Here is a 21,984-nt window from a genome sequence, read left to right as displayed (position 1 = left end):
GCCCCGGGAACCGGAAGGTTCCCGGGGCCGCCGTGTGTCCGGACGACCGACTCGGTCCGCCCGATCAGCCCTCCACGTGCTCGGCCGTGATCGTCAGGCCGTCGAACTCATTGGGCCGGTCCACCACCACGGTATCGCCGTCGCGCACGGTCCCCGAGAGGATCTCGCGGGCCAGCTTGTCGCCGATCTCGCGCTGGACCAGGCGCCGCAGCGGACGCGCGCCGTACGCAGGGTCATAGCCCTCCAGTGCCAGCCATTCACTGGCAGCGGGGCTGACCTGCAGAGTCAGCCTGCGCTCGGACAGCCGTGCCTGCATCGAGGCGATCTGCAGATCGACGATGCGGGCCAGTTCGTCCGTGGACAGCGCGTCGAACATCACCACATCGTCGAGCCGGTTGAGGAACTCCGGCTTGAACGAGCGGTTGACGACCTCCATGACCGCCTTGTGCTGTTCTTCGGCGCTCAGGGACTGATCGACCAGGAACTGCGAGCCCAGGTTCGACGTCAGGATCAGAATCGTGTTCCTGAAGTCAACCGTGCGCCCCTGCCCATCGGTCAGTCGACCGTCGTCGAGGACCTGCAGCAGGATGTCGAAGACGTCCGGATGGGCCTTCTCGACCTCATCGAGCAGCACCACCGAATACGGCCTGCGCCGCACGGCCTCGGTCAGCTGGCCGCCCTCTTCGTAGCCGACGTATCCCGGGGGCGCACCGACCAGGCGGGACACGGAGTGCTTCTCCCCGTACTCGCTCATATCGATGCGCACCAGCGAGCGCTCGTCTTCGAACAGGAAGTCCGCCAGGGACTTCGCCAGCTCGGTCTTGCCCACGCCCGTGGGACCCAGGAACAGGAACGAACCCGTGGGACGATCGGGATCGGACACCCCGGCACGCGACCGGCGGATCGCATCGGAGACGGCCGCCACCGCAGCGGACTGGCCGATCAGCCGACGCCCGATGATCTCCTCGGCGTGCAGCAGCTTCTCGCGCTCGCCCTGCAACAGGCGCCCGGCGGGAATGCCGGTCCAGGCTGAGACGACTTCGGCGATGTCGTCGGGCCCGACCTGTTCATTGACCATCCGGGACCCGGTCCCCTCGCCCTGTGCGTCCTCGGCCTCGGCCGCGGCGATCTCCTTCTCCACAGCGGGGATCTCGCCGTAGAGCAGACGGCTGGCGGTCTCCAGGTCGGTGTCGCGGCGCGCGATTTCGGCCTGTCCGCGGAGATCGTCGAGCTTCTTCTTCAGATCACCGACCCGATTCAGCCCGGCCCGCTGGGTCTCCCAGGTGGCGTTGAGCCCGGCGAGCTCCTCCTGCTTGTCCGCCAGATCGGTCCGCAGTGCGGCCAGGCGTTCCCTGGAGGCCTCGTCGGTCTCCTTCGACAGCGCCATCTCCTCCATCTTCAACCGATCCACGGAACGGCGCAGCTGATCGATCTCCACCGGGGCGGAGTCGATCTCCATGCGCAGACGGCTGGCGGCCTCGTCGACCAGGTCGATAGCCTTATCCGGCAGCTGCCGATCGGTGATATAGCGATTGGACAGGCTGGCGGCTGCGACCAATGCGGAGTCCGAGATCGTCACCTTGTGGTGGGCCTCGTAGCGCTCCTTGAGCCCGCGCAGGATGGCCACGGTGTCCTCGACACTGGGCTCGCCCACGAAGACCTGCTGGAACCGGCGCTCCAGGGCGGGGTCCTTTTCGATGTTCTCGCGGTATTCGTCCAGGGTCGTCGCACCCACCAGGCGCAGCTCGCCCCTGGCCAGCATGGGCTTGAGCATATTGCCGGCGTCCATGGAGCCATCGCCCGTGGCACCGGCGCCGACCACCGTGTGGATCTCGTCGATGAAGGTCACGACCTGGCCGTCGGAGTTCTTGATCTCCTCGAGCACTGCCTTGAGGCGCTCCTCGAATTCGCCACGGTACTTCGCACCGGCGACCATCGAACCCAGGTCGAGGCTGATGAGCGTCTTATCGCGCAGGGACTCGGGGACGTCGCCGGCGACGATCCGCTGGGCCAGTCCTTCGACCACCGCGGTCTTGCCCACACCGGGCTCGCCGATCAGCACCGGGTTGTTCTTGGTCCGGCGGCTGAGCACCTGGACCACCCGGCGGATCTCCGAGTCGCGGCCGATCACGGGGTCCAGCTTGCCCTCGCGGGCGGCGGCCGTCAGATCCGTGCCGTACTTCTCCAGGGCCTGGAAGGTCTCCTCCGGGTTCTCGCTGGTGACCTTGCGGCCCCCGCGGATGCCGGGCAGGGCCTCGAGCAGGCCATCGCGGGTGACTCCGGCCGCACGCAGCAGCTCGCCCACCCCGCCCTGGTCCGCGGTCGCCGCGATGAGCAGGTGTTCGGTGGAGACGAACTGGTCGCCCAGCCCCTGCATCTCCTTCTCCGCGTTCTGGATCAGCAGCAGGGTGTTGCGCCCCATCTGCGGATTGTTCACCGTGGCGCCCGAGGCCGCGGGCAGTTCCGCGACCAGTTCACCCGACCGCGCCGCCAGGGCACGGGGATCGGCCCCCAGGTGCTCGATCAGCGATGCCGCGATCGAGCCCTCCTGTTCCAGTAGTGCGCGCAGCAGGTGTTCCGGCTGCAGCTGGGCATTGCCACGCGTTGTGGCGTCCTGTACGGCGGTCTGCAGTGCCTCCTGCGACTTCGTCGTGAGTTTGGCGTCCATCTGGACTCCCCCTTCCAGGTTCTGAACCTCGTGAGTTCTATCGTCTCTGATTGTCTCAGTCTGCTCAGTCCAACGCCAGAAAAGTTGAGTCTATTCCGCTCAACCCACTATTTCTCGCCCGCCGGTCCCCTCGGCGCGGCCTTGGGATCCTTCGTCGCATCCGCCGGGGGCGCGGCCTTGGCAGCCGCCTTGCGCGCTGCGGGACGCGGGCGGACCAGCGGCAGTGTCATGGTGGGAGTGGAGTCGCCCAACAGCACCGTTTGCAGGTCCAGCCGGCGCATCACCTGGTCGGCCGCCTCGGGGTCGACTCCGCGCTCCCCACGGCACCGCAGCACCTCGGCGCGGGCCGCATTGAGCGACAGCGTCTGGTACTTGGCGAAGACCGCGTTGTGCTTCTGGATCTTCTTCAGGGTGGCCTCGCGTTCGACCCCCTCATCGCCGCCGGCCAGTTGGATCTGCAGGGTGCGCAGACGGGCGCGCAGCTCCTCGCGGATCTCCTCCGGCACGTCATCTGCGTGTTTGAGCGCGTTGAGCGAGGCGCGCCTGGCCCTGGCCGCGATCATCTGCTCCTGTTTGTGTTCGTTCTTCGCGACCACGCTGAGCTTGCGGACGGCAGCGGGGAAACTCAGCCCCGCACCCAGCAGGGTCACGCCCAGGACCATGACCACGACCATCAGCATCGCATCGCGGCCGGGGAAGGGTGATCCGTCCGCCGTGGTCATCGGCAGCGACAGCGCCAGCGCCAGGGTCGCCAGTCCCCTCATCCCGCCCCAGGTCATGATCGTCACGCCCTTGAGGTAGTTCTTCAGGCCGAACTGCTTCTGCGCCTTGCGGTCGACCAGGAGCATGACCACGCCGATCCACAGGAAGCGCAGGATGATCATGAACAGTGAGATGACCAGGCCCGCGCGTGCGGCCTCCCACAGATTGACGTTCGTATCCATGATCGTCGCACGCAGCTCGATGCCGATCAGCCCGAAGGCCACACCCGTGATGAGCATCTCCAGGACACTCCACGTCGCCTCCTGCATCACGCGCTCCTCCGCGCGTTCTGCCACATCCTGGCGTCGCGTCTCCAGTGCGGCGACGACGACGGCGATGACCCCGGAAGCACCCACGTGTTCGGCCACCAGGTACACGGCGAAGGGCATGACCAACTGCGCAGTGGACCGGGCGACCGTATTGTGCGAGAACTTCATGAGCCACTTGACCAGGAAGGCCATGACGAAGCCCACCACCACGGCCAGCACAGCGGAGATCACGAATCGCGCGGTCAGCCAGCCGAAGTTCAGTTTCTCCCCTGCGACGGTCGCCGACACCGCCAGCTGGAAGATCACCAGGGCGGCCGCATCGTTGAACAGCCCCTCGCTCTGGAACACCTGCTGGATCTTGCGCGGCAGCGGAGCCGAGGCCGAAACCGCCTCGACCGCCACCGGGTCGGGTGGGGAGACCATGGCGCCCAGCGCGATCGCGGCCGTCACGCCGATGCCCGGTATCAGCCAGACCGCCGAGGCGCCCACGATCGCCACCGTCGCCGCCACCAGGCCGACGGCCAGGAACAGGATGAAACGCCAGGTGGAGCGGAAGAGCATCCACGAGGTCCGCTGCGCGGTGGCGTACAACAGGGGCGGCAGGAAGATCGGGAGGATGAGCTCCGATTCGATGTGAACCTTCTCCATCCCCGGGATCAGTGCGATGGCCGTCCCCAGAAAGACCATAAGGGCCGGCCACGGCAGCGACAGGCGTTCGCCGACCCCGACGACTATCACCGTGCCCATCCCCAGCAGAATCAGCAGGACGATCATCGACATACAGCTCTCCCCTTCCCCCGACTACCCGTGTCCTCCGGCGCCCGCACGCGACGAACCGGCAGAACGGACGTCACGGGGCGCAAAAAATCCTATAAGTACAAGTCACTCGGCTCCTGATTCATTCCATCAGACGAACATTTCCGTTGTTTTTCCCACCGCCTATACTGAGATATCGAATGTCCACAGTCGGTACCCGTGTGCCGACTCATCCGAATCGACAAGGAGTCACCATGGCGCAAGTCGGCGCTTACAAGGGCAACCACAACACCTGGATCACCATCATCGGCGTCGTGCTAATGGCGGTCTTCCTCCTCCTCTCCTTCTACCTCTTCGGCGGGATCGCGGGACAGGGCGACGACCCCCTGGAGGCCTGGTACCTCACCGGCGGTCTGCTCAGCTTCTGCCTGGCACTGTTCACCGGCGTGGAGTTCATCCCGTGGATGGAGCGCCACCTCGGCAAGTGAGCCCTGAATCCCCAGACGACGGTCCCCCTGGTGCGCGCACCAGGGGGACCGTCGTCTGGGAGGCGAACTAAGATGATACCCATGGGCACAGAGACATCCGATCAGACCGACGATTTACACCTTGACCAGCAGCTTTGCTTCCCCATCACGGTGGCATCGCGCCTCCTGGTGCAGGCGTACAAGGGGCCGCTGGAGCCGCTGGGCCTGACGCATCCGCAGTACCTCGTAATGCTGGCCCTGTGGGACCACTGGCAGGACAATCCCTCGGCCGCCGGCACCGGGGACTCCGGCATTTCGGCCTCCGACCTGGCCAAGCTGCTCAACTTCGAGATGGCCACCCTGACCCTGCTGCTGCGCCGGCTGGAGAAGCGCGATCTGGTCACCCGCGTGCCCGACCCCAACGACGAGCGCCGCCGCTACATCCACCTGACCCGCGCCGGCATCGAGCTGCGCGCAACCGCCAAGGACGTCCCCACCCAGATGCGCGCGCGCCTGGGGCTGGATTCTGCGGAACTGGAGGCGATCACCCGCGCATCGCAGAAACTGGTCGACGCCCTGACCCACGACGACCTCCAGCGCCCGGCCGAGCACGTCCACCGGGGAACCAAGCAGGTCCGGGTCCGCCCCAAGGGGTGAGCCCTGCGGACACTCCGCCGGGTTCGTGACAGACTATGACCATGACCGATGAGCAGACACCCCAGCCCACGGACGCATCCGCGCTCGTCCTCCTCGACGTCACGGGACCGATTGCGACCGTCACCCTCAACGACCCGGCCACGCGCAATGCGCTGAGCCTACAGATGATGAACAGCCTCAGCTCCACCTTCCGGGCGCTGGGCAAGCGCACCGATGTGCGCGTCATCATCCTGCAGTCGACCGGACACGTTTTCTCCTCCGGCCACGACCTCAAGCAGATCCGTGGTGCCGCCCACCCGCAGCAGCAGGAGCTGTTCTACACCTGCTCCGCCCTGATGCAGCTCATCCAGCACATCCCCCAGCCCGTAATCGCCAAGGTCCAGGGCGTGGCCACCGCCGCCGGGTGCCAGCTGGCGGCGACCGCAGACCTGGCAGTCGCCTCGGAAGCGGCCAGGTTCGCCACCCCCGGCGTCAACATCGGCCTGTTCTGTTCGACCCCGATGGTCGCCCTGTCCCGTGCGGTGCCGCGCAAGCAGGCCATGCGGATGCTGCTGACCGGTGAGATGATCTCCGCCGAGCAGGCCTACCAGTTCGGTCTGGTCTCGCACTTGGCCGCTGCAACCGAACTCGACGAGGTCACCCTGGAGCTGGCCAGGACCATCTCCGAGGCCTCGAGTGCGACCGTGAGCATCGGCAAGCGGGCCTTCTACGATCAGATCTCCCTGTCGACCACGGAGGCCTACGCCCAGACCGTCCAGGTGATGGCCGACAACGCCATCGAGCACGACGCCCAGGAGGGCATCGACGCCTTCCTGAGCAAGCGCGAGCCGGTCTGGGAACACCGCGGGGCATGAACGTCGTCGTCACCGGCGCCTCCGGATTTCTGGGGGGCCTGATCGCCCGCGCCCTGGTCTCCCGGGGCCACCTGGTCACCAGTGTGGGCCGCACCGACCCCGGCATCGCGGGAATCACCCATGTGGACTGGGATCTGACCGGCCCCGCCCCCGCGGCGATCCGGTCCCTGGCAGAGCGCCGGCCGGCCGTGGTGCACGCTGCCGCCCTGACCCCGCGGGTGCCCGGTACGCCCGAACCCGCGCCCGAGTCCTTCCACGCCGTCAACGTCACCGGCACCCGCGCGGTGGTCGACGCCTTCGCAGCCAGTCGCCTGATCCACTTGTCGACGACCGCCGTCTACGATCCGCAGGTCCCACACGAGGAACTGTTCGAAGAGGCCGGCCCGGTCGAACAGGTGCGGTATCTGAGCCCCTATCAGGCCTCGAAGGCGCAGGCCGAGGCGGTCATCTCCCGGGTTCACCGCGATTCCCTCATCCTGCGCCCGGCGCCGGTCTACGCGCCCTGGGATCACAGCGATCCCTATCTGGTGCCATTCATCGGTGCCCATACGCACAAGGACGTGCTGGCACTGCCCGGTGGCGGGCGGGAACCGGTGAGCCTGTGCGCTCCGGAGAACCTGGTGTCCGCCGTCCTGGCGGGCCTGGAACATCCGGAGGTCACCGGCCCGGTCAACGTCGCCGACCCCAGCGCCTACCTACCCGAGCACGTGGTCAACCCCCTGATGGCCAGGGCCGGCCTGGAGCCGGTGAAGGTGGACGCCCAACCGGCGGATCTGGCCAGGGTCAAGGCAAGGGCGGCCCAGCGCGGGCTGGCCTGGGGCAAGCGGGCGCACCGCTGGCCACTGCCGGCGGTCGTCTGGATCACCGCCTCGCGCACCTACGAGCTGACCCGGCTGGGCCGCCTGCTCTTCGTCGATCCCGTCGACGGCCTGAGCGCGGCACTGGACTGAGCGCGCAGCGCCGGTTACCCTACTTCCCGGATCCGTCCGAGCCAGGCCGCGGCATCGCCGAAGGCCTGCGCCGTGGTGCGCGCGTCGACTGTGACCTTGGCCCCGTCGGCGGCCGGATACGAACCCAGGAACTGCACGTTCCGGGCGAACCGGTAGACCCCGCCCAGGGCCTCGGCCATCCGGGGTTCGGCCACGTGGCCGGCCGCGTCGATCGAGAACTGGTAGAGCCCCAGGCCGTCGCCGGTGGGACGCGACTCGATCCGCGAGAGGTTCACCCCGCGGGCCGAGAACTGTTCGAGCATCTCCAACAGGGCGCCCGCCCGGTCGCTGGCCAGGGCCACGACCGCCGTCGTCTTGTCCGAGCCCGTGGGCGCCGGCAGATGGCCCGCCGGACGGACCAAGACGAAACGGGTGACGGTGTCGGTGCGGTCCCCGATGTTCTCGCCCAGGACTTCCAGACCGTAGGACTGCGCGGCCAGCGCCGGGCAGATGGCGGCCTGATATTCGAGTTCGCCTGCGGCGTCTGCGCCCAGGTCCATGGCCGCCGCCGCGGTCGAGGTCGCGGGCAGGTACTGCGCGGCCGGCAGGTGCGCGGCGATCCAGGAGCGGGTCTGGGCCTCGGCGTGCGGATGAGTCGAGAACGACGTCACGTCCGCCAGTGCCACCCCGGGCCGTGCCGCAATGACGAATTGCACGGCGACCAGGGTCTCTGCGGTGATGCGCAGCTGCTCGAACCGGGCCAGTGAATCGAGGGTGGCGGGCACCCCGCCCTCCAGGGAGTTCTCGATGGGCACCACAGCACCGTCCAGAGTGCCCGCGGCCACGGCCTCGAGAGCGTCCTGCTGGGAGCGCATCGGGACCCGCACCGCATCCTCGATGCCGGCCGCGGCCAGGACCTGCAGCAGGGCGGCCTCGGTGAAGGTCGCCTCCGGCCCCAGGTAGCCCAGCCGCGGCCGGTGCGCTGCGGCCTCCATCAGCGGATCGTCAGCTGCCGGGAAACGACTCCGGCGCGGGCGCGGCGCTCATCTGCGCTCAGCGGTTCGTCCGAGGCGATCGCAGCGGACAGGGACTCGGCGAAGGCCGGCAGCACCGCGTCGACGTCGTCGGGCTGCTGGGCGTCTCCTTCGAGTTCCCAGACGGGGATCGCGATGCCGTGGGCGCGGAAGCAGCCCAGGTACTTGCCCAGGCCGCCCAGGGTGTCGGTGCCGGCGGCGTGCAGGCGGGCCAGCCCGTCCATGACCCTGTCCTCGTCTTCCAGCCGGGCCCAGCGGACGTAGCGGCGCCCGGCCATCTCCGTCCAGTAGGCCCCGGACGCGCCCGCCAGCTTCTCGGTCGGCGCGATGCCCTCATTGGCCTGTTCGAGCGCGGCCTTGACGTCCTCGTCCTGCTGGGATTCGTCGGCCGGCAGCCAGTAGTCGAAGGTCGACTGCACGGACACGGTGAAGGGCACGCTGGTGTCCAGGATGTCCTGCAGGCGGGGGCCGGCACCGGGCTGCCCGTCGGCCTCGATGAAGGTGCCGGGCTCGGCGTCCTTGGCCGCCAGGATGCCGGCGGCCACGTCACGCGAGGGGTCGGGGCTGGTCACGGGGACCTGCAGGCCGGCCAACAGTACGCCGTCGGCACGGTGCAGGGCCTGCCAGGCCCCTGGCAGCAGCGAGGCGAAAGTCACCTCGTCACCGCCGTATTCCTCCGTCAGCTTGGCCGTGGCGGTGGCCGCCGGCACGAGTTCGCGCAGGCTGATGATGTCGAGTTCGCCCGGCAGGCCCTGGAACGGGCGGGCGACGAAGGCGGAGGCCTGCGCCTTGGCCAGGCGCTTGGCGATGATGTCTGCTGTTGATTTCTTGGACTTCTTACCCATGCGCTCAAGTCTATAGGCTGGGGGTATGTCTGTTATGTTCCCAGGGCTCAGCCCGGAAGCCGTCCGCAAGCGCCACCTCCGCTACGCCCAGGCGCTGGCCGACGACGGCGTCGAATTCGAGCTGTTGGCCGGCCCGCACCGGCCGGCGGTCGAGGCCCTGCTCAACGCCTCCCTGGCCGAGGCCGCGCAGGCCGCCGGCGTCGACTCCTTCGTCCCAGCGCTGGGCGCCTTCGCCCCTGCCGCTGATTCGACCGGGGGCGATGTACCCATCGACACGGCCCACGGCGCTTCCGGGGCAGGCGACGCCGAGGACGCGGCTGGGCAGGCCCTGCCCGAGGCCGCACAGCCGGCCGACCGGCCCGACGGGCTGACCCTGCTGCCCCAGGATTCGGGGATCGTGGTCCACCGAGCGGGCACGGTGTTGGCGGCCGCAGTGGTCTCCGCCCTGCAGTTCGACGGGGACGAGACCCGCACCGCGGTGTTCCTGCGCGGGCTGGGCACGCATATGCCCTACCGCGGCAGGGGCATCGCAACCGTGGCCCTGGGACTGATCCCGCAGGTGCTCAGCAGCGCGGGTCTGCCCACCAAATCGCAGGTCATCACCCGGATCCCCACGGTTCGCGCCTCGTTCTTCCACCGGGCGGGCTATATGGTCGAGGGCGCCGAGGCCCAGGTGCCCGAGCCGATCGCCGAGCTGGCGCAGGGGCTGTTGCCGGACTTCGGTGCCGAATCCCGCTGGGCACATCAGAGCCTGGTCTGAGGATGACGCGTCAGGACTCTCCCCTGTAAGCTGACCGAACAATCGTTCAATCAGGTTTCAAAGGAGATAACCATGTCGCAACGCTTCGCCGGCAAGGTCGCAATCGTCACGGGCGCCTCCCGTGGCATCGGCCTGGCCATCGCCCGCCGTCTGGTCGACGAGGGGGCCAGGGTGGCCATCACGGCCCGCGGCCAGGAGGCCCTCGACGCGGCGGCGGCGGAACTCGGCGGCCCGTCCAAGGTCGTGGCGGTCGCAGGCAAGGGCGACGACCCGGAGCACCAGGACGAGGTCATCGCCCGGGTCACCGAGGCCTTCGGCCCGGTCGACTTGCTGGTCAACAACACCGGAATCAACCCCGCCTACGGCCCGATGATCGAGTTGGAGGACCGCGCCGCCCGCAAGATCTTCGAGGTCAACGACCTCGCCAGCCTGCGCTGGATCCAGAAGCTCTACCGCGCGTCCTTCGCCGAACGCGGTGGCTCCGTGGTCAACATCGCGTCGGTCGCCGGGCTGAAGCCGCCGGCGGGCATCGGCTTCTACGGTTCGTCCAAGGCCATGCTGATCCAGATCACCGAGCAGCTGGCCGTCGAGCTGGGCCCCAAGGTCCGCGTCAACGCAGTGGCCCCGGCCGTGGTCAAGACGCGCTTCGCGGAGAAGCTGGTGGAGTCCGGCGAGGACACCGTCGCCGCCCAGTACCCGCTCAAGCGCCTGGGCGAGCCGGAGGACATCGCGAACGCGGTCACCTTCCTGCTGTCCGACGAGGCGTCCTGGATCACCGGGCAGTGCCTGGCCCTGGATGGCGGCGTCACCCTGACCGGCGGCGTCTGAGCAGAGTTCAGCCGCGCAGCCAGGAGCGGATAGCGTCCCCGTCGGCGTCGAGCGCCGGCGGGGCGCTGTCGTATGACGCCGGAGTCTCCGACAGGCGGATGGGATTGGCGATCGAACGCATTCCGTCGATGTCCACCAGCGGTTCCAGGCCGATCGAGGCTGCATAATCGACCCCGCCGGCCACATCGTTGATCGGCGCGCACGGCACACCAGCCGCGCTCAGCGGCTCGTACCAGTCGCCGGCACTGCGGGCCGCCAGCGCCGCCACCAACACGGGCCGCAGCTTCGCGCGGTTGGCGGTGCGCCCGGGATTGTGGACGAAACGCTCATCGTCGAGCAGCTCTTCACAGCCCAGCACCGAGCACAGTGCGGCGAACTGCCGATCATTGCCCACCGCCAGGATGAGTTCCCCGGCTCCGGTGGGGAACGGCGCGTAGGGGTACAGGCTGGGGTGCTCATTGCCCATCCGCGTGGGCACCACTCCGGCCGCCGCATAGGCCCCCGTCTGATTGGCCATGCCCGACAGCGCCGAGGACAGCAGATTCGTTTCGACGTGCTGGCCCTGTCCGGTCAGATCGCGGTGGCGCAGCGCCGTCACGATGCCCAGGGCCGTGTGCAGTCCGGTGACGACGTCGAACACCGCGAAGCCGGACTTGGTCGGTTCCCCGTCCGGTTCCCCGTTCAGGCTCATATAGCCGGACAGCCCCTGAATCAGCAGATCGTAGCCGGGACGCTTGAAGGACGGCCCGAACCCGGTCAGCGAGGCGTAAACGACGTTCGGATTGTCCTGGACCACCGAATCGTAATCCAGGCCGAACTTGGCCAGTCCCCCGACCTTGAAGTTCTCCACCACCACATCGGCCCGCCGAGCCAGCTCCCGGGCCATGGCCAGATCCTCCGGATCGGCGAAGTCCAGGACCACATCGAGTTTGTTGCGGTTGATCGACATGTAGTAGGTCGACACGCCCTCGTGTTCCGGCGGGCGCCAGGAACGGGTCTCGTCTCCTACTGGGCCCTCCACCTTGATCACGGTGGCACCCATATCGGCCAGCAGCATCGTGGCATAGGGCCCGGCCAGCACCCGGGAGAAATCTGCGACCAACACCCCGGCCAGAGGGCCGGTGCCTCCGCGTTCCCGCAGTCCTGCCAGGCGGTCCGGTTCCGGGGTCACGGCTTCGTTCACTTCGCTACGTCCTCTTTCGCTCTCCGGGCCCCCAGTGGGCCCCGTCACCAAGCTTGTCATGCCCGCCATCCGCCCGAGGCCGCGGCCCGGATCCCGGGACGCCTGCACGGGTACTGCCGCCCCGTGCATAAGATGGGACACACGACACTTTCCCCGGCCGTCCCCGGCCGGTCCACGCGCGTTCCAGGAGGCCCCATGACGAAAGCCAGTACTCCCGTCCACGATCAGGACATCGTGGTCTGCCAGCCCCTGCGCACCGGAGTCGGCGCCTTTGGCGGACAGTTCAGGGGGATCGCCCCGCAGACCCTGGGCGCCACCGTGGTGCGCGCGGTCATCGAACGTTCCGGCCTGTCCCCCGACGCCATCGACGATGTGGTCTTCGGCCAGGCCTACGCCTCCTCCGAGGCCCCCAACCTGGGCCGCATCATCGCCCTGGACGCCGGCCTGCCCATCACGGTGCCGGGGATGCAGCTGGAGCGCCGCTGTGGTTCCGGCCTGCAGTCCATCATCACCGCGGCAGGGGCGATCGCCACCGGTGGGGCTGACCTCATCATCGCCGGCGGCGCCGAATCGATGAGCTCCGCGCCGATCTACGATGTGACGTCCCGGTGGGGCTTCAAGGCCGGCGATCTGACCCTGCACGACTCCCTGGCCCGTGGACGCCAGACCGCCGGCGGCCAGTTCTACCCCGTGGCCGGCGGCATGATCGAGACGGCGGAGAACCTGCGCGAGGACTACAACATCGGCAGGGAGGAACAGGATGCCTTCGCCGTCGAATCGCATCGTCGGGCCGCCGCCGCGACTCAGGAGGGCAAGTTCGCCGACGAGATCGTCCCGGTGACCATTCCCGCCACCCGCAAGACCCCGGAGGCCCAGATCACCCGCGATGAGCACATCCGGGCGGATTCCACCCTGGAGAAGCTCGCGAAGCTCAAACCGATGCGCGCAGGCGTCGACCCGGCGGCCACCGTGACCGCGGGAAATGCCTCGGGCCAGAACGACGGGGCCGCGGCCACGATCGTCACGACCCGCGCACACGCGCAGAAGCTCGGGCTGGTCCCCGTCCTCAAGCTGGTCAGCTGGGCTGTGGCAGGGGTGGAGCCGCGGATCATGGGCATCGGGCCGGTGCCGGCCAGCGACAAGGCTCTGACCCGTGCGGGTCTGAGCCTTGCCGATATGGACCTGATCGAACTCAACGAGGCCTTCGCCGCCCAGGCGCTGGCCGTCACCCGGGCATGGGACCTGGGCAAGGACGACTTCGCACGTCTCAACGTCAACGGCTCCGGCATCTCGCTGGGCCATCCCGTGGGCGCCACGGGCGCCAGGATCCTGGCGACCCTGGCCCATGAGATGCGCCGCCGCGAGTCCCGCTTCGGCCTGGAGACGATGTGCATCGGCGGCGGCCAGGGTTTGGCCGCCGTCTGGGAGCGCGTGGCTTTGTAGGGCCGCGCGGGTCCCGCCCGCCGGGCGCGCCGCTAAGGCCGCCCTGACAAACCACTGAACGATTGATAAGCTGATAGGGCACGATGCGTCCGCCACTTGCAGGAGCGGTCCATCAGGCCACGGTTTCTCAGGAAGGATGAAAACCCCACATGAGGATTGTCACTTTTGTCAAGTACGTCCCGGACGCAGCCGGCGACCGTACCTTCGAATCCGATAACACCGTCGACCGCAGCGTCGACGGGCTGCTGTCCGAGCTGGACGAGTACGCGGTCGAAGAAGCCCTCAAGATCACCGGCGGCGACAAGTCAGCCGAGGTCATCGCACTGACCGTCGGCGGCGACGACGCCAAGGACGCGGTCAAGAAGGCTCTGCAGATGGGCGCCACCAAGGGCGTGCACGTCAACGACGATGCGCTCGACGCCTCGGACGCGATCGGCACCGCCCGGGTCCTGGCCGCAGCTCTCAAGCAGGTCGCCGAGGACGAGGGCCCCATCGATCTGGTCCTCACCGGCTTCGCCTCGACCGATGCCGGCATGTCCGTCGTCCCGACCCTGGTCGCCGAACTCTCCGGCCTGCCCGCACTCACCCAGGTTTCCCAGGTGACCGTCTCCGGGACCACCGTGAACGCCCGTCGCGACGGCGACACCTCCTCGCAGTTCCTCGAGGCGGCGCTGCCGGCCCTGGTCTCGGTCACCGACCAGACCAATGAACCACGCTACCCCTCCTTCAAGGGCATCCTCGGCGCCAAGCGCAAGAAGATCGCGGAATACGATCTGTCCGATCTGGGCGTCGCCGCCTCCGAGGTCGGCCGTGCCGGTGCCACGACGCAGGTTGTCGAGGTCGCGGAGCGCCCGGCCCGCACCGCCGGTGAGATCATCACCGACGAGGGCGATGGCGGCACCAAGCTGGTCGAATGGCTGGCCGCGAAGAAGCTGGTCTGAGGAAGTAGCGAAAGAGGTATATGACAATGTCTGAAGTTCTCGTTCTGGTCGAACACTCCGGCGACGCCGTCGCCAAGTCCGCTTTCGAGCTGCTCACCGCCGCCGCAGGCATCGGCGAACCCGTTGCCGTCTTCCTGGGCGCCGGCGACGCCACCGCCGCAGCCGCCGAACTGGGCAAGTACGGTGCGGCGAAGGTCCTGGTCAACCAGGATCCCGCCTTCGACGAATTCCTCGTCTCCCCCAAGGGCGAGGCCCTGGCCGCGCTGATCGAGGCCCGGCAGCCCGCCGCCGTCCTGGTCCCCTCCACCGCCGAGGGTAAGGAAGTGGGTGCCCTGGCCGCCGTCAAGACCGGCTCCGGCATCATCACCGACGCCGTCGAACTGGGCGCCGACCTGGTCGCCACCCAGTCCGTGTTCGCCGGTTCCTACACGGTCAAGGGCAAGGTCGTCAAGGGCACGCCCGTCGTGGCCATCAAGGGCAACGCCGTCGCCCCGGTCGAGGCCGCCGGCGCCGCCGCGCTCGAAGAGGTCGACATCACCGTCAGCGATGCCGCCAAGTCCGTGACGATCGTCAACGTCGAGGAGAAGCCGGCCTCGGGCCGTCCGAACCTGCTCGACGCGCAGATCATCGTCTCCGGCGGCCGCGGCACCGGTGGCGACTTCTCCCCCGTCGAGGCCTTCGCGGACTCACTGGGTGCTGCCGTCGGCGCATCGCGCGCCGCGGTGGACGCCGGCTGGTACCCGCACTCGAACCAGGTGGGGCAGACCGGCAAGGTCGTCTCCCCGCAGCTGTACGTGGCAGCCGGTATCTCCGGTGCCATCCAGCACCGGGCGGGCATGCAGACTTCGAAGAACATCGTCGCCGTGAACAAGGACGAGGACGCGCCGATGTTCGAGCTGGCCGACTTCGGCGTGGTCGGCGATCTGTTCGCCGTCCTGCCGCAGGCCACGGAAGCGGTCAACGCCCGCAAGTGAGTCTGTAACGTTGGGCGTGGGCACGCAAGTTGGGTGCCCGCGCCTGACGGTGGCTCCACACTTACGTGAGTGGCTCGAAAACTCGTGAGTTTTCGGGCCACTCGTGCATTTGTGGAGCCACCGCCGGGTTGAGGGCACATAGACTGTGGTGGTGAAGGAGAGACGTAGCGCCCGGTTGCTGACGCATGCCGAGCACCCTCCGCTGAGTGCCGAGGCGATGGAGGCAAGGGCCGAGGCCGCACTGCCGGGACCCGTCGGCGCCTCGGTCAGGGACCGGACCAGGCAGCGCATCAGCGACTTCACCACGCCAGGGCCCCGGCTGACTCCCCTGGCCAGGTTCTACGCCCTGGGCCGGACCAGTCAGCGCTTCATCGACGAGCGCCGGGTCGATTCCTCCGCCACCCTGTCCTTCTACCTGCTCCTGGCCGTCATCCCCACCGGCGGCGTCATCGTCTCGACCTTCAGCCTGTTCGGCCGCGGCGAATCATCGGTGGCCAATGTGCTCAGCTGGCTGGTGCGCGTGACCGGCAACCCCGAGGTGATGCGGCTGGCCGAGCCGGTGAACTCCCTGGCCCGTTCCCACGCCGACCTGGTAATCTTCATCGTCGGCCTGGTCCTGTCCCTGTGGTCGGCGGGCAAATACGTCGCCGCCTTCGGCACCTTCGTCAACCAGGCCTACGGCATCACCGAGGGCCGGGGCTTCTGGACCCGGCGGTCTCAGGGCTTCATCCTGACCCTGGTGATCCTGCCACTGTTGGTCGCCGTCATCACCCTCATCATCGCCAAGGGCGACTTCCTGGCACGCGCCGGGGTCACGCCCGGACTGGTCCTGACCTGGCAGATCCTGCGCTTCCCCGGTGCCGCGGCCTGCATGTTCATCATCATCGCGGTGCTCTACGCCGGCAGTTCCAATGTCCGCCAGTCACGGCTGATCCCGGTCACCGGCGGCACCCTGATATCCATGGTCGGCTGGTTGATCATCAGCGTCGGGCTGCTGGTGTCCATTGTGGAATTCCACCTGTTCACCACCGCCTATGGGTCCCTGGCTGCGATTATGGTGCTGCTCATGTGGGTCTGGCTGTCGAATTCCTGCCTGGTCTTCGGGGCGCTTTACGATGCGGAACTGGTGCGCGCCAAACAGCTGCTGGGCGGGGTCCCGGCCGAATCGCGGATCTGGGTTTCAACCCGGGCACAGAAGCGGCAGCTGAACCACAATCAGCGCGAATCGACGTTCTCGACCATGGGCGCCTCCCTGCGCGCCAGTTCGGGCACCTCGGTCGGCCGGGTCCGGATCCGCGACTTCTGGGCCAGGGGCCGGGATGCCGACCGGCGCCCGCGCCCCGACCGCTAGGGCCCTGGCGCACCCCTCACAACAGCGAACTGGCCAACCGTGACACGTTCTCCAGGCTCTTCTTCCACACCGAGCGCCTGCGCCATCGGGCCAGGTCCAGTTCCGTGGACCGCGTGCGCAGCTCGGCCTCTTCGAAGGCGTAGAGCTCGGCGGTGAAATCGTGGCTGACGACGAAGGTGGAGACCTCCAGGCACAGGGCGAAGGAGCGCTGATCCATATTCGACGAGCCGATCACTGTGACCTCGTCGTCGACCAGCAGGAACTTCGCGTGCAGCACGGTGGGCGCCGGGTAGCGCATGATGTGCACGCCGGCCTCGGCCAGTTCCTCGTAATAGGATTCCTGGGCCCGCTGCACGATCCCGTGATTACTCGACTCCCCCACGTAGATGCGCACGTCCGTGCCGGAATGGGCCTCGGTGATGAGTGCCGACAGCAGCGATTCGTCCGGCACGAAATAGGGCGAGCAGATGACGATCCGGTGGTTCGCGTTGTAGATCAAGTGGTTGAACAGCCGCAGGTTGTTCTCCAGGGGGAAGTCCGGCCCGCTGGGCACCACCTGGGCGAGCACCCCCTGGCCCTGCTGTCCACCGACCACGGACAGTTGCAGGTCCTCGGTCAGGATCTCGCCGGTCTCCGAATACCAGTCGGAGCCGAACACGGTGTCCAGTTCCACCACCACCGGACCGGTGGCCTCGATCATCAGGTCCTTCCACACGAAGCCCGCCCGCAGGTTCCTGCGCAGGTTGTAGGTGTGGTCGATGATGTTCTGACTGCCGGTGACGGCCACCCGGTCGTCGACGACCAGGATCTTGCGGTGATTGCGCAGATCGGGGCGTTGGTATTCGCCCAGCCAGGGGCGCACCGGCAGTGCCCTGCGCCAGCGAATGCCCTCGGCGTCGAGCCGGCGGACCAGCCGCCGATACCCCGGGTAGCCCAGCGAGCCGATGTGGTCGATGAGCATCCGCACCCGCACGCCGCGGCGGTGGGCGGCGACCAGCTCGTCGATCAACGGCTCGCTGGTCGAGTCCTCGGCCACGATGTAGAAGCAGAAGTGGACATAGGCGGTGGCCCCGCGGACCAGTTCGGCCATCCGGCCGATCGCCGCGTTGTTGTCCGTGAGCAGCCGGAAATCATTGCCGTGGGTCATCGGCAGGGCGCCCAGCGAGTAATTCAGCTGTGCGGCGGTGGCCAGATGCTCGGGCAGCCCGTGCTCGCCGATGATCGCGGTGCCCTGGGTCTGCGCACGGGTCAGTTCGGTGATGGTGCGCTGCCGATCCCGCCGCTTGTGCGGCAGATGGGTCGAGCCCATGAACAGGAAGGTCAAAATGCCGATATAGGGGATGAGGAAGATCGCCATCAGCCATCCCAGTGCCACACTGGGCTTACGGCGGTAGGGCAGCCAGGCCAGGGCCACAACGCGGATGACCAGATCGGGCAGCACCAGGGTCGCGATCACCAGCGGCGACCACTCCGGGGAGAAGGGCAACAGGGTCCAGATGTCCATACTGAACCCAGTCTATGCAGTCGCCCCGGCAGACGGCCGCCGCACAGGGCGGTCGTCTGCCGGGACACGCCTCACATGTAGCGGCCGCCGGTGATCTCCGTGACCGAACCGGTCAGGTAGCTGGCCAGATCACTGACCAGGAACAGCACGACCGAGGCGACCTCTTCGGGTTCGCCGGGGCGGCCCATCGGGATCTCCGCGAGCTTCTTCTCGATCACATGTTCTGGCATCGCGGCGGTCATCGCGGTGTTGATGAAGCCGGGCTGGATCGCGTTGACGCGCACGTTCTTGAACGCGACTTCCTTGGCCACGGCCTTGGTCATGCCGACGATGCCGGCCTTGGCGGCCGAGTAGTTCGACTGGCCCAGATTACCGACCTTGCCGGAGATCGAGCTGAGGTTGACGATCGCTCCGCCGGTGTGGGTGCCCGCGTCGACCTGGGCGCGCATGATGCCGGTGGCGACCTTGAGGCCGTTCCAGGTGCCGCGCAGGTGCACGGAGATGACCTGGTCGAACTGCTCCTCGGTCATCTTGCGGATCGTGGCGTCGCGGGTGATGCCTGCGTTGTTGATCCAGATGTCGATGCCGCCGAAGGCCTCCTGCGCGGTGTCGGCCAGGGCCTGCACGGCGGCCAGGTCGACCACATTGCACACCGCGCCGACCGCGACGGAGTCCCCGCCCAGTTCGGTGGCGGCGGCCGCCACGCCCTCGGCGTTCATATCGCCGAGGACCACCTTGGCCCCGGAGTTCACCAGGGTCTTGGCGATCGCCAGGCCCAGGCCCTGTGCGCCGCCGGTGATGACGGCGACCTTGCCGCCCAGCAGGTCCTTGATTCCGATGGGTGCGCTCATATTGTCTCCTCCAAATGGTTCGTTCGTGGGGTGGGTGTCACAGGGGTTCGGTGAGTCAGAGTCCGAGCACGGGCTTGTGCGCGCCCTTGCCCAGCTGCCGGGCGATCACCGTGCGCTGGACCTCCGAGGTGCCCTCGTAGATGCGGAACAGGCGGGCGTGGCGGTAGAAGCGCTCGACCGTGGTCTCGCGCATATAGCCCATCCCGCCGTGGACCTGCACGCCGGCATCCGCCACTCGGCCCAGGGCCTCGGAGGCGAACAGCTTGGCCGAGGACGGGCCCAGTTTGCGGTCCGTCTCCTCGTCCCAGCGTTGGGCTGCGGCGAGCACCAGGGCACGGGCGGCCGCGGTGTCGGTGTACATATCGGCCAGCATCCCCTGGACCAGTTCGAAGCGGGCGATCGACTTGCCGCCCTGCTTGGCGTCCTGGGCGTAGGTGACGGTCTCGTCGAGGATCCGCTGGGCCTGGCCCACGCAGATCGCGCCGATGTGCAGACGGCCCTTGTTCAGCGAGGCCATGGCCGCGTAGAAGCCCTTCTCCTCTTCCCCGCCGATCAGATTGGCCTCCGGCACGACGACGTCGTCGAAGAAGATCTCCGAGGTCCAGGCTCCGGCCTGGCCCATCTTGTGATCGTGCGGGCCCACAGTCACGCCGGGGGTCTTGGTGGGCACGAGGAACACGGAAATGCCCTTGGACCCGGCCGCGTTCGGATCGGTGCGGGCGAAGACCATGAGCACATCGGAGGATTCCGCGTTCGTGATGAAGCGCTTGGAACCGTTGATGACGTATTCGGAACCGCCGTCTGTGGCGGTGCGCTTAACGGCGGCGGTGCGCAGGCCCGAGGGGTCGGAGCCGGCTTCCGGTTCGGTCAGCGCGAAGCTGGCCACGACCTCGCCCGAGGCCAGCCGGGGCAGCCACTGCTCCTTCTGTTCCGGGGTGCCGTAGTTGACCAGCACCTGCCCTGCGATGCCGTTGTTGGTGCCGAACAGGGAGCGGAAGGAGGGCGTCGTGTAGCCCAGTTCGAAGGCCAGCTGCGCGTCCTGGACCGCGTTCATCCCCAGGCCGCCGTATTCCTCCGGCAGGGCCCAACCGAACAGGCCGAGTTCGGCGGATTCGTCGATGATCTCCTGTGGGAACGCATCGTCTTCTTCGATCTGCAATTCCAGTGGCACGATCTTCTCACGGACGAAGGCGCGGACCGTGGCCAGGACGTCGTCGAGTTCTGTTGCATCCATCTGGGCTCCCTCTCCTGGACCGTCGTTGGCCCTGGTTCGACTCACCACCGTTTCATGTGCAGTTCGCATAAGTGGCGATGTGATTTATGCTTTATCGGTAAGCATACCGTGATTGCGATCGTACGACCAGTGCGTTCCGAGGTCATAACAGCAGGTTATCGACCAGTCATCGTGGTTATTTGCCCCCGCCACACGACGCCCCTAACGTTGCGCCAGTCACGAACCGCCCCACGCAATCGCGCAATGAAGCATTAAGGGCACTGCCGCCCGAAAAGAGGATTCCATGGCAACGGCTCCATCAACTCCGGCGATACCGGAGAACGACCAGGCCAAGAAGGCCAGACGCGCAGGTATCGCGGCCTTCATCGGCACTACCATCGAATGGTACGACTTCTACATCTACGGCACCGCCTCCGCGCTGGTGTTCGGCAAGCTCTTCTTCCCCGACTCCCTGCCCGACGGCGTCGGCACCCTGTTGTCCTTCGTCACGCTGTGGGCCGGTTTCATCTCCCGCCCCCTGGGCGGGATCATCTTCGGGCACTTCGGGGACAAGTACGGCCGCAAGGCCACACTGATCGTCACCCTGATGATCATGGGCATCTCCTCGACGGTGGTCGGTCTACTGCCCGGCTATGCGCAGATCGGCATCCTGGCCCCGATCCTGCTGACCTGCCTGCGGGTCATCCAGGGCGTGGCAGTGGGAGGCGAATGGGGCGGCGCCGTCCTCATCGCCAGCGAGAACGCGCCCAAGGGCAAGGGAATCCTGTACTCGGCATTCGCCCAGCAGGGCTCACCGGCGGGTAATCTGCTGTCCTCGGCGGTGTTCTTCTTCCTGGCCTTCCTGCCCACCCCGCAATTCGTCATGATGGGCTGGCGCTACGCCTTCCTGGCATCCGTGGTGCTGGTCATCGTGGGCCTGGTGATCCGACTCAAGCTGGAGGAGTCGGAGACCATGCAGGCGGTCAAGGAACAGGACGATACCGTCAAGATCCCCCTGTTCGAAGTCATCCGCAAGCACTGGGTGCTGGTTCTGCTGGGCGCCGGCGCCATGCCGCTGGTCCAGGTCACCTACCTCAAGACCACCTTCGCCACCTCCTGGGCGACGAGCAGCGCGCACAGCTGGGCCTTCGACAAGTCGACGTTCCTCGGAGTGGTCACCCTGGGCCTGATCGTGCAGTTCATGGTCCAGCCCTTCGGCGCCGTGATCGTCAGCCGGGTCAAGGACATGCGCAAGGCGATCTTCTGGATGGTCGTCCCCGAATTCATCCTCATGCCGCTGATGTTCTTCGCGATCGAGACCGGCAAGTTCGGACTGGCCCTGCTGGGCATGTGCCTGGCGACGATCCCCCATTCGCTGTTCTATGCGGCAATCGGCGGAATCGTGGCCCGCGCCTTCCCCACCCGGGTGCGCTATTCGGCCATCTCGCTGTCCTACCAGCTGTGCTCGATGACGATCGGCGGCGGCACCCCGGCGATCGCCCAGTGGCTCTTCACCTCCACCGGCAGCATTGTGCCGGTGGCAGTGCTCTCCGCCGTCTACGCGCTGGTATCGCTGATCTGCACGATCATCCTGTTGCGCCTGACCGGCTGGAACGCAGCCGAGTCCTCGAAGGCCGAGCTGGCCGACGAGGCCGAGCTGCAGGCCTCCTGACCCCTCCCCGAATTGCCCGCCCC

At 67.6% G+C, this 21,984-nt stretch carries 19 protein-coding genes; 11 read left to right on the top strand and 8 right to left on the bottom strand.

Annotation, left to right across the window (positions count from 1 at the left end):
* Positions 1-64: 64 nt before the first annotated feature.
* Positions 65-2,668: an ATP-dependent chaperone ClpB gene (gene clpB / locus NQ036_RS07275; RefSeq protein ID WP_257047832.1), complete on the bottom strand. Its 2,604-nt coding sequence runs from the start codon at positions 2,666-2,668 to the stop codon at positions 65-67.
* A gap of 107 nt (positions 2,669-2,775) precedes the next feature.
* On the bottom strand, positions 2,776-4,479 hold the full coding sequence (locus tag NQ036_RS07270; protein ID WP_257057996.1) for a Na+/H+ antiporter: 1,704 nt from the start codon (positions 4,477-4,479) through the stop codon (positions 2,776-2,778).
* 230 nt (positions 4,480-4,709) lie between these two features.
* Between NQ036_RS07270 and NQ036_RS07265 the strand changes: the two genes are divergently transcribed.
* The 4 genes from NQ036_RS07265 (at position 4,710) to NQ036_RS07250 (ending at position 7,383) form a co-directional block, all read left to right on the top strand.
* Entirely contained in the window at positions 4,710-4,943 is a 234-nt protein-coding gene (locus NQ036_RS07265; protein WP_257057994.1) for a hypothetical protein, read from the top strand.
* 81 nt (positions 4,944-5,024) lie between these two features.
* Positions 5,025-5,579, top strand: coding sequence for a MarR family winged helix-turn-helix transcriptional regulator (locus NQ036_RS07260; RefSeq protein WP_257047828.1), 555 nt, complete (start codon positions 5,025-5,027; stop codon positions 5,577-5,579).
* Positions 5,580-5,620: 41 nt separating this feature from the next.
* Complete coding sequence (locus tag NQ036_RS07255; RefSeq protein WP_257047827.1) at positions 5,621-6,433, top strand: enoyl-CoA hydratase; 813 nt, start codon at positions 5,621-5,623, stop codon at positions 6,431-6,433.
* Entirely contained in the window at positions 6,430-7,383 is a 954-nt protein-coding gene (locus tag NQ036_RS07250; protein ID WP_257057992.1) for an NAD(P)-dependent oxidoreductase, read from the top strand. The genes NQ036_RS07255 and NQ036_RS07250 overlap by 4 nt, the downstream gene beginning before the upstream one ends.
* A gap of 14 nt (positions 7,384-7,397) precedes the next feature.
* Here NQ036_RS07250 and pheA read toward each other — a convergent pair whose 3' ends face one another.
* Entirely contained in the window at positions 7,398-8,357 is a 960-nt protein-coding gene (pheA, locus tag NQ036_RS07245; RefSeq protein WP_257057989.1) for a prephenate dehydratase, read from the bottom strand.
* Positions 8,357-9,241 carry a DUF5926 family protein gene (locus tag NQ036_RS07240; protein ID WP_257047824.1) on the bottom strand — a complete coding sequence of 295 codons (885 nt, stop codon included), beginning with the start codon at positions 9,239-9,241 and terminating at the stop codon, positions 8,357-8,359. Before NQ036_RS07240 ends, pheA begins: the two co-directional genes overlap by 1 nt.
* A 25-nt stretch (positions 9,242-9,266) precedes the next feature.
* Between NQ036_RS07240 and NQ036_RS07235 the strand changes: the two genes are divergently transcribed.
* Positions 9,267-10,001, top strand: coding sequence for a hypothetical protein (locus NQ036_RS07235; RefSeq protein WP_257057987.1), 735 nt, complete (start codon positions 9,267-9,269; stop codon positions 9,999-10,001).
* 72 nt (positions 10,002-10,073) lie between these two features.
* Positions 10,074-10,829 carry an SDR family oxidoreductase gene (locus NQ036_RS07230; protein ID WP_257047822.1) on the top strand — a complete coding sequence of 252 codons (756 nt, stop codon included), beginning with the start codon at positions 10,074-10,076 and terminating at the stop codon, positions 10,827-10,829.
* 7 nt (positions 10,830-10,836) lie between these two features.
* On the opposite strand, the gene NQ036_RS07225 is transcribed toward NQ036_RS07230, so the two are convergent.
* On the bottom strand, positions 10,837-12,012 hold the full coding sequence (locus NQ036_RS07225) for a CoA transferase (protein ID WP_257057984.1): 1,176 nt from the start codon (positions 12,010-12,012) through the stop codon (positions 10,837-10,839).
* A gap of 195 nt (positions 12,013-12,207) precedes the next feature.
* Between NQ036_RS07225 and NQ036_RS07220 the strand changes: the two genes are divergently transcribed.
* From NQ036_RS07220 to NQ036_RS07205, 4 genes are all read left to right on the top strand, one after another.
* On the top strand, positions 12,208-13,455 hold the full coding sequence (locus NQ036_RS07220; protein ID WP_257057981.1) for an acetyl-CoA C-acetyltransferase: 1,248 nt from the start codon (positions 12,208-12,210) through the stop codon (positions 13,453-13,455).
* Positions 13,456-13,604: 149 nt separating this feature from the next.
* Positions 13,605-14,396, top strand: coding sequence for an electron transfer flavoprotein subunit beta/FixA family protein (locus tag NQ036_RS07215; protein ID WP_257047817.1), 792 nt, complete (start codon positions 13,605-13,607; stop codon positions 14,394-14,396).
* Positions 14,397-14,422: 26 nt separating this feature from the next.
* On the top strand, positions 14,423-15,370 hold the full coding sequence (locus NQ036_RS07210) for an electron transfer flavoprotein subunit alpha/FixB family protein (RefSeq protein ID WP_257047816.1): 948 nt from the start codon (positions 14,423-14,425) through the stop codon (positions 15,368-15,370).
* Between the two features lie 151 nt (positions 15,371-15,521).
* Entirely contained in the window at positions 15,522-16,721 is a 1,200-nt protein-coding gene (locus tag NQ036_RS07205; RefSeq protein ID WP_257047815.1) for a YihY/virulence factor BrkB family protein, read from the top strand.
* Between the two features lie 16 nt (positions 16,722-16,737).
* Here NQ036_RS07205 and cls read toward each other — a convergent pair whose 3' ends face one another.
* From cls to NQ036_RS07190, 3 genes are all read right to left on the bottom strand, one after another.
* Positions 16,738-18,225, bottom strand: a complete 1,488-nt coding sequence (gene cls, locus NQ036_RS07200; protein ID WP_257047814.1) for a cardiolipin synthase — start codon at positions 18,223-18,225, stop codon at positions 16,738-16,740.
* Positions 18,226-18,296: 71 nt separating this feature from the next.
* Entirely contained in the window at positions 18,297-19,076 is a 780-nt protein-coding gene (gene fabG / locus NQ036_RS07195) for a 3-oxoacyl-ACP reductase FabG (protein ID WP_257047813.1), read from the bottom strand.
* Positions 19,077-19,131: 55 nt separating this feature from the next.
* A complete protein-coding gene (locus NQ036_RS07190) occupies positions 19,132-20,310 on the bottom strand; it encodes an acyl-CoA dehydrogenase family protein (protein ID WP_257047812.1) in 1,179 nt (392 codons plus the stop codon).
* A gap of 283 nt (positions 20,311-20,593) precedes the next feature.
* Here NQ036_RS07190 and NQ036_RS07185 point away from each other — a divergent pair, with 283 nt between their 5' ends.
* On the top strand, positions 20,594-21,961 hold the full coding sequence (locus tag NQ036_RS07185) for an MFS transporter (protein ID WP_257047811.1): 1,368 nt from the start codon (positions 20,594-20,596) through the stop codon (positions 21,959-21,961).
* The last annotated feature ends 23 nt before the right edge of the window (positions 21,962-21,984 follow it).

It is taken from the genome of Brevibacterium sp. 91QC2O2 (genome assembly GCF_024580695.1).
Lineage (GTDB): Bacteria > Actinomycetota > Actinomycetes > Actinomycetales > Brevibacteriaceae > Brevibacterium > Brevibacterium moorei.
Note: the sequence above shows the minus strand (reverse complement) of the source record. Positions and strands in the feature narration are given on the sequence as shown.

Coding starts and splice junctions, on each gene's coding strand:
- clpB (WP_257047832.1), bottom strand. CDS start 2,668: ATGGACGCCAAACTCACGACGAAGTCGCAGGAGGCACTGCAGACCGCC.
- NQ036_RS07270 (WP_257057996.1), bottom strand. CDS start 4,479: ATGTCGATGATCGTCCTGCTGATTCTGCTGGGGATGGGCACGGTGATA.
- NQ036_RS07265 (WP_257057994.1), top strand. CDS start 4,710: ATGGCGCAAGTCGGCGCTTACAAGGGCAACCACAACACCTGGATCACC.
- NQ036_RS07260 (WP_257047828.1), top strand. CDS start 5,025: ATGGGCACAGAGACATCCGATCAGACCGACGATTTACACCTTGACCAG.
- NQ036_RS07255 (WP_257047827.1), top strand. CDS start 5,621: ATGACCGATGAGCAGACACCCCAGCCCACGGACGCATCCGCGCTCGTC.
- NQ036_RS07250 (WP_257057992.1), top strand. CDS start 6,430: ATGAACGTCGTCGTCACCGGCGCCTCCGGATTTCTGGGGGGCCTGATC.
- pheA (WP_257057989.1), bottom strand. CDS start 8,357: ATGGAGGCCGCAGCGCACCGGCCGCGGCTGGGCTACCTGGGGCCGGAG.
- NQ036_RS07240 (WP_257047824.1), bottom strand. CDS start 9,241: ATGGGTAAGAAGTCCAAGAAATCAACAGCAGACATCATCGCCAAGCGC.
- NQ036_RS07235 (WP_257057987.1), top strand. CDS start 9,267: ATGTCTGTTATGTTCCCAGGGCTCAGCCCGGAAGCCGTCCGCAAGCGC.
- NQ036_RS07230 (WP_257047822.1), top strand. CDS start 10,074: ATGTCGCAACGCTTCGCCGGCAAGGTCGCAATCGTCACGGGCGCCTCC.
- NQ036_RS07220 (WP_257057981.1), top strand. CDS start 12,208: ATGACGAAAGCCAGTACTCCCGTCCACGATCAGGACATCGTGGTCTGC.
- NQ036_RS07215 (WP_257047817.1), top strand. CDS start 13,605: ATGAGGATTGTCACTTTTGTCAAGTACGTCCCGGACGCAGCCGGCGAC.
- NQ036_RS07210 (WP_257047816.1), top strand. CDS start 14,423: ATGTCTGAAGTTCTCGTTCTGGTCGAACACTCCGGCGACGCCGTCGCC.
- cls (WP_257047814.1), bottom strand. CDS start 18,225: ATGGACATCTGGACCCTGTTGCCCTTCTCCCCGGAGTGGTCGCCGCTG.
- fabG (WP_257047813.1), bottom strand. CDS start 19,076: ATGAGCGCACCCATCGGAATCAAGGACCTGCTGGGCGGCAAGGTCGCC.
- NQ036_RS07190 (WP_257047812.1), bottom strand. CDS start 20,310: ATGGATGCAACAGAACTCGACGACGTCCTGGCCACGGTCCGCGCCTTC.
- NQ036_RS07185 (WP_257047811.1), top strand. CDS start 20,594: ATGGCAACGGCTCCATCAACTCCGGCGATACCGGAGAACGACCAGGCC.